Origin of the sequence: Streptomyces sp. SID4985, assembly GCF_009863025.1 — a bacterium.
Taxonomy (GTDB): Bacteria; Actinomycetota; Actinomycetes; order Streptomycetales; family Streptomycetaceae; genus Streptomyces.
Window position 1 is genome coordinate 1 of record NZ_WWIR01000721.1, and the last position, 6201, is coordinate 6201.

Annotated in this window: 7 protein-coding genes; 5 read left to right on the forward strand and 2 right to left on the reverse strand. The window is 72.5% G+C overall.

The window, feature by feature from the left end; translation table 11 throughout:
• Positions 1 to 471 precede the first annotated feature (471 nt).
• Positions 472 to 1485: an alpha/beta hydrolase gene (locus GTW40_RS32290; protein ID WP_161183681.1), complete on the reverse strand. Its 1014-nt coding sequence runs from the start codon at positions 1483 to 1485 to the stop codon at positions 472 to 474.
• A gap of 251 nt (positions 1486 to 1736) precedes the next feature.
• On the opposite strand from GTW40_RS32290, the gene GTW40_RS32295 reads away from it, so the two are divergent.
• The 4 genes from GTW40_RS32295 (at position 1737) to GTW40_RS32310 (ending at position 3608) form a co-directional block, all read left to right on the forward strand.
• Positions 1737 to 1967, forward strand: coding sequence for a hypothetical protein (locus GTW40_RS32295; protein WP_161183682.1), 231 nt, complete (start codon positions 1737 to 1739; stop codon positions 1965 to 1967).
• Between the two features lie 191 nt (positions 1968 to 2158).
• On the forward strand, positions 2159 to 2800 hold the full coding sequence (locus tag GTW40_RS32300; RefSeq protein WP_161183683.1) for a TetR/AcrR family transcriptional regulator: 642 nt from the start codon (positions 2159 to 2161) through the stop codon (positions 2798 to 2800).
• 153 nt (positions 2801 to 2953) lie between these two features.
• Positions 2954 to 3181, forward strand: a complete 228-nt coding sequence (locus GTW40_RS32305; protein WP_161183684.1) for a DUF3107 domain-containing protein — start codon at positions 2954 to 2956, stop codon at positions 3179 to 3181.
• Positions 3182 to 3338: 157 nt separating this feature from the next.
• Positions 3339 to 3608, forward strand: coding sequence for a hypothetical protein (locus GTW40_RS32310; protein ID WP_161183685.1), 270 nt, complete (start codon positions 3339 to 3341; stop codon positions 3606 to 3608).
• Between the two features lie 23 nt (positions 3609 to 3631).
• On the opposite strand, the gene GTW40_RS32315 is transcribed toward GTW40_RS32310, so the two are convergent.
• On the reverse strand, positions 3632 to 4396 hold the full coding sequence (locus tag GTW40_RS32315; protein WP_161183686.1) for a ferritin-like domain-containing protein: 765 nt from the start codon (positions 4394 to 4396) through the stop codon (positions 3632 to 3634).
• A 491-nt stretch (positions 4397 to 4887) separates the two neighbouring features.
• Between GTW40_RS32315 and GTW40_RS32320 the strand changes: the two genes are divergently transcribed.
• A partial coding sequence (locus GTW40_RS32320) for a DEAD/DEAH box helicase (RefSeq protein ID WP_237525883.1) occupies positions 4888 to 6201 on the forward strand: 1314 nt, incomplete at its 3' end.

A 6201-nucleotide genomic window follows, 5' to 3' on the forward strand; every position in this document is an offset into this window, starting at 1 on the left:
CGGGGTGACCGCCCCGGGCCTGCCCGTCCCCGAACGGCGGCCCGCCCCGGGAGGCCGGACCACCCGGCCCACGCCCGGCGCCCCGCTGCGATCCGGCCCCGGCCATGGACCCGGTGCCGTAGGTCGGGGCACCACCCGGGGTGGGGGATGAGCCGTGGGCGCCACCCATGGGGCCGCCACCTGTGTGCGCCGCGCCCATGTGCGGAGCAGACGTGTGGGGAGCAGATGCGTGGGGGCCACCCATGTGCGGCCCGCCAGGGTGGTCGGCGCCACCCATGTGCCCCGTACCCACGCCACCCGCGGCCGGAGAACCCGGCGCCTGCGGCCCCGTGACGTCGCCCCACCCGTTCCGCGCGCCCGGAATCCGGCCGCCGGGGCCGCCTGCCGTGTCCTCGGCCCGCTGCGTCGGCGCAGGGGCGGTCGTGTCCCTCGGGGTCGGGCCCCGGCGGCTGTGACGTCCCACCCCTGACCTCAGCTCTCTGTGTTCGAACCGGCTTCGTGCACGCCGGAGTTCACGTCGTTCGCGGCCAATCCGCCTCGCTCTTCGAGGAGTTCACGGAAGGCGGTCGCGACGACCTCCGGATATTCCATCATCGCCACGTGCCCGGCGTCCGGCAGGGACAGCAAACGGGAGTCACGGAAGGCGCGGGCGGCCTTGGCGGCCATACGGAAGCCTACGAGCTGATCACGGCCGCCGTAGACCAGCAGCGTGGGCGCGAGGACGCGTTCGGCCTGACGCCACAGCCCTTGCTGGCCGCCGAGCGTGTACGCGTTGACGATGCCGCGCGCGGAGCGGGCCATCGCGTCCCAGAAGTACGGCAGCCGCAGCCGCCGTTCCAGCTCCTCGACCGCGTACTGGAACGCCTCGGGCGACACGCGCGTGGGGTCGCCGTAGCAGAGCGCCATGACACCGCGCACCCGCTGCTCGGCCGTCCATTCGCGGGTGAGCCGGTTGAAGAGCGCGGCCACGCCCGGCACCCCGAGCAGTCCGGTGGGCGCGGCGCTGCGCTGGATGCGCAGTTCGGGCAGCGCCGGGGAGACCAGGGTGAGGGTGCGCACCAGATCGGGGCGTACGGCCGCCACCCGCGTGGAGACCGCCCCGCCGAGGGAGTTGCCGAAGAGGTGGACCGGACCGCGTCCGGTGGCGTCCAGGTAGCGGATGACGGCGCGCGCGTGCCCGGTGACGGAGTAGTCGCCGTCGTCCGGCGGCGGGGAGTCGCCGAAGCCGGGCAGGTCGACCGCCTCGCCGTCCACGAGACCGTCCGACTCGGCCATGAGCTGCGACCAGTTCTGCGAGGACCCGCCGAGCCCGTGGACGTACAGCGCGGGCGGCAGCCCCGCGCGCGTGCCGGGGCGGGAGCGGACCGAGAGCGTGACGCCCGGCAGCCCCACGGACCGCATCCGCTCGCCCTCGCCGACCCGTACGGGCGCGACCCTCGGCAGGACGCTGGCGGCCGGGAGCGACGGCGACTCGGTCGAAGACATGCGGCAATGTTACGAGACGATCACACCGCGATTCATGTGTTCGCCGTCACAGCATCCGTCCCGGCGTTCACAGGCGAGGTCCGCCGTGCGGCGGGCGGATGGCGGCGGGCGGAGGGCGCATGGCATGGCGTCCCGCCGAGCTGTCTCCTAGGCTCGTACAGCGGGAAGCCGCGCGCGGCGGCCCCCACAGCCCCGGTGCCGCTTCGACCGACGCTCTCAGGAAGCCGACGTCCTCAGGAAGGGAGCCCGCCATGGCCTACGACCCCACCGAGCCGGACGCGATCGAGGAGCTGGAGTCCGGGGGCGAGACGGTCGAGGAGATCGGCGTCGAGGAGCCCGAGAACGACGCGGCCGAGCAGCAGACCGACGTCGCTGAGGACCGCGACGAGCCCCTGACCGACGTGGACCCGGCCAAGGGCAACGAGGCCGATCTGATCGAACAGGCGCGCGTGGTCACCCTCGACGAGGACGACTACCGCTGACCTCATCGGATGCCCGCCCGGACCGCGCCGGACCCCCTCCGCGCCGCGACCGGCGCACGGCGCCGCGCCCCGCGCCTTCCGCCCGCCGTCCGGTACGTGAAATTCTGCGCTCGCACCGCGCACGCCACGATTACCGAAAAGTACGATGGCCGCGCGGCCCGTACCGCATGAGGACGACCTTGGGAGGCGGCGTGACAGCCATCGAGCAAACAGAGGCGGCACGCCCGCGCGGCACCCGTCTGCCGCGCCGCGCCCGGCGGAACCAGCTCCTGGGCGCCGCCCAGGAGGTGTTCGTCGCGCAGGGCTATCACGCGGCGGCGATGGACGACATCGCCGAGCGCGCCGGAGTGAGCAAGCCGGTGCTGTACCAGCACTTCCCCGGCAAGCTCGACCTGTACCTGGCACTGCTCGACCAGCACTGCGAGGCCCTGATCCACGCCGTGCGCACCGCGCTGGCCTCGACCACGGACAACAAGCAGCGCGTCCGGGCGACCATGGACGCCTACTTCGCCTACATCGAGGACGACGGCGGTGCCTTCCGCCTGGTCTTCGAGTCGGACCTGACGAACGAGCCCGCCGTGCGCGAGCGGGTCGACAAGGTGACGACCGAGTGCGCCGAGGCGATCTGCGAGGTCATCGCCGAGGACACCGGCCTCTCGCGCGCGGAGTCCATGCTGCTCGCCTCCGGGCTCGGCGGACTCGCCCAGGTCGTCGCGCGCTCCTGGCTGCACAGCGACCGCAGCGTGCCGCGCGACCAGGCGGTGCAGCTGCTGGCGTCGCTGGCGTGGCGGGGCATCGCGGGCTTCCCGCTGCACGGGACCGACCACCACTGACGCGCCGCCGACGCGCCGCCGACGCGCCGCCGACGTGCTCTGTTCGCTGATGGCGTTCCCTCGCGCGGCGTGGCCGTCCCCTCACCGGGCTAATGTGTGCAGCGTACGGCGCGGCAGATCGCGCACATCACTGACCGTCGGAGGGACATAGCCGTGGAGGTCAAGATCGGCGTGCAGCACGCGCCCCGCGAGATCGTTCTGGAGAGCGGTCAGAGCGTCGACGAGGTCGAGCGTCTCGTGGCCGAGGCGCTGGCGGGCAAGACGCCGCTGCTGAGCCTCGTGGACGAGCGCGGCCGCAAGGTCCTGGTCCCGGCGGACCGCCTCGCGTACGTGGAGATCGGCGAGCCGACCGTCCGCAAGGTGGGCTTCGGCACGCTGTAGGACACGCATGACGAGAAGGGCCCGGTGGCACGCAGCCACCGGGCCCTTCGTCGTACGAACCACCCACAACCGGTGCACAGGGTGATTGGAATCCGCAGGTCACGGGTAGGACGGGCTACGACCTCAAGAGCACGCCCGACCGTGGAGGTACCTCGCGATGATCCTGGAAGTGCTCGCATCGGCCGTGCTCGGGTCGGCCCTGGCCTGGGCGGCCGCGCGCCGTCTGCCGCACCGCCTGCCCTCCCGCGCGCTGGTGCTCGCGACGGGTCTCGCGGGAGCCCTGTTCGGCGACTTCGTCACGCACAGCGCGCTCGGGGCGGCCCCGCTCCTGGTGAGCCTGCTCGGTGCGGCGGTCGTCTCGGCCGCCTCGCTGTCGCTGCTGTTGCGCCCGGCCGGGCGGCTGCGCCGACGGTCCGCGCCGGCGTAGCCGCCCGTAGAAGAACGGGAATCTCAGGCGGCGAGTCCGAGCGCGGCCATCCGCTTGGTGTGCGCCTCGGTGATCCGGGTGAACATCCGGCCGACCTCCGCGAGGTCGAAGCCGTCGGCCACGCCGCCGACCAGCATGGTCGAGAGCGCGTCGCGGTCCGCGACCACCCGCTGCGACTGGGACAGCGCCTCGCCCATCAGCCGTCGCGCCCACAGCGCGAGCCGTCCGCCCACGCGCGGGTCGGCGTCGATGGCGGCGCGCACCTTCTCCACGGCGAAGCCCGCGTGCCCGGTGTCGTCCAGGACGGCGAGGACCAGTTCGCGGGTGTCGGTGTCGAGGCGGGCCGCGACCTCGCGGTAGAAGTCGCTCGCGATCGAGTCGCCGACGTACGCCTTGACCAGGCCCTCCAGCCAGTCCGAGGGCGCGGTCTGCCGGTGGAAGCCGTCCAGGGCGGCGACGAAGGGCTCCATCGCGGCCGTCGGCTCCTGCCCGATCTCGGTCAGCCGGTTCCGCAGCCGCTCGAAGTGGTGGAACTCGGCCGAGGCCATCTTCGCCAGCTCCGCCTTGTCCGCGAGGGTCGGCGCCAGCTTGGCGTCCTCCGCGAGGCGCTCGAACGCCGCCAGCTCGCCGTAGGCCAGCGCGCCGAGCAGGTCCACGACCGCCGCGCGGTACTGCGGGTCCGCCGCGGCCGACGCCCAGTCCTGGGCCGCCACCCCGGTGGGACCGGTGGATTCGACGGCGTCCGGGGCCACGTTCTCAGGCTTGTCAGAGCTAGTCATGAGGCGCACAATAGCCCGCTCGTCCTGCCTCTCCACCCCCCGACCGAGCGGTGTGACGACGACTACGTGACCAAATCGGCCATCGCGAGTGCGGCAATCCGGGGTATGGTGGTAATGCGCCTGCTGGAGCGCGCCGACGTGTTCGGTGTGTCCTGCCAGGCCGCACGCATGAGGATGCCCGGTCGGTGGCCCGATCGGCTCCGACCTGACAGCCCTCCGTGGCCGTACGGCAGTGTACGTACGACGACCGGAGGGAACCCTCAGCGGTACGAGCGCTAGAGCGTCGGCGAAGGTCCCCTGTCTACGGCTCGCCCGAGTGGCGGTCCCGTACGACGGCCGACATCCCCGGCACGGTCGACCTGGCCCCCGCGCTCGCCTCGCGCCGCGCACACAGAAGAGGCATCACCCTGACTACCACGTTCCGTGATCTCGGAATTCTTCCCGAGACCGCCGAAGCCCTCGAGGCCGTCGGCATCATCAACCCCTTTCCCATCCAGGAGATGACGCTCCCCGTCGCCCTCTCGGGCTCGGACGTCATCGGCCAGGCCAAGACCGGTACGGGCAAGACCCTCGGTTTCGGCCTCCCGATCCTCGAGCGCGTGATCGTCCCGGCCGACGTCGAGGCCGGCCGCGCCGCCCCCGAGGCACTGACCAGCGCGCCGCAGGCGCTCATCGTCGTGCCCACCCGCGAGCTGTGCACCCAGGTCACCAACGACCTGCTGACGGCGGGCAAGGTGCGCAACGTGCGCGTCCTCGCCATCTACGGCGGCCGTGCCTACGAGCCGCAGGTCGAGGCCCTGAACAAGGGCGTCGACGTGGTCGTCGGCACCCCCGGCCGGCTGCTGGACCTCGCGGGCCAGAAGAAGCTCGACCTCTCGCACGTGAAGTGCCTGGTCCTCGACGAGGCCGACGAGATGCTCGACCTGGGCTTCCTGCCCGACGTCGAGAAGATCATCAACATGCTCCCGGCCAAGCGCCAGACCATGCTGTTCTCGGCCACCATGCCGGGCGCGGTCATCGGTCTCGCCCGCCGCTACATGTCCCGCCCCACGCACATCCGCGCCACCGCGCCGGACGACGAGGGCGTCACGGTCGCGAACATCAAGCAGTTCGTCTACCGCGGTCACTCCATGGACAAGCCGGAGATGATCGCCCGCATACTCCAGGCCGACGGCCGGGGTCTGGCGATGATCTTCTGCCGCACCAAGCGCACCGCCGCCGACATCGCCGAGCAGCTGCAGCGCCGGGGCTTCGCCTCGGGCGCGGTCCACGGCGACCTCGGCCAGGGCGCCCGCGAGCAGGCGCTGCGCGCCTTCCGCAACGGCAAGGTGGACGTGCTGGTCTGCACCGACGTGGCCGCGCGCGGCATCGACGTCGAGGGCGTCACGCACGTCATCAACTACCAGTCCCCCGAGGACGAGAAGACGTACCTGCACCGCGTCGGCCGCACCGGCCGCGCGGGCGCCAAGGGTACGGCGATCACGTTCGTCGACTGGGACGACATCCCGCGCTGGCAGCTGATCAACAAGGCGCTGGAGCTGGACTTCAACGACCCGGTGGAGACGTACTCGACGTCCCCGCACCTGTTCTCCGACCTCGGCATCCCCGAGGGCACGAAGGGCACCCTGCCGCGTTCGGAGCGCACCCGCGCCGGGCTCGACGCGGAGGTCCTGGAGGACCTGGGCGAGCCCGGTGGCCGCGCGCCGCGTGGCCGGGGCGGTCGGGGTGACCGCGACGACCGTGGTGGTCGCGGTGGCCGTGGTCGTGACGAGCGCGGTGGCCGTGACGAGCGCGGTGGTCGCGGTGAGGCCGCC

Coding starts and splice junctions, on each gene's coding strand:
- GTW40_RS32310 (WP_161183685.1), top strand. CDS start 3,339: ATGATCCTGGAAGTGCTCGCATCGGCCGTGCTCGGGTCGGCCCTGGCC.
- GTW40_RS32290 (WP_161183681.1), bottom strand. CDS start 1,485: ATGTCTTCGACCGAGTCGCCGTCGCTCCCGGCCGCCAGCGTCCTGCCG.
- GTW40_RS32295 (WP_161183682.1), top strand. CDS start 1,737: ATGGCCTACGACCCCACCGAGCCGGACGCGATCGAGGAGCTGGAGTCC.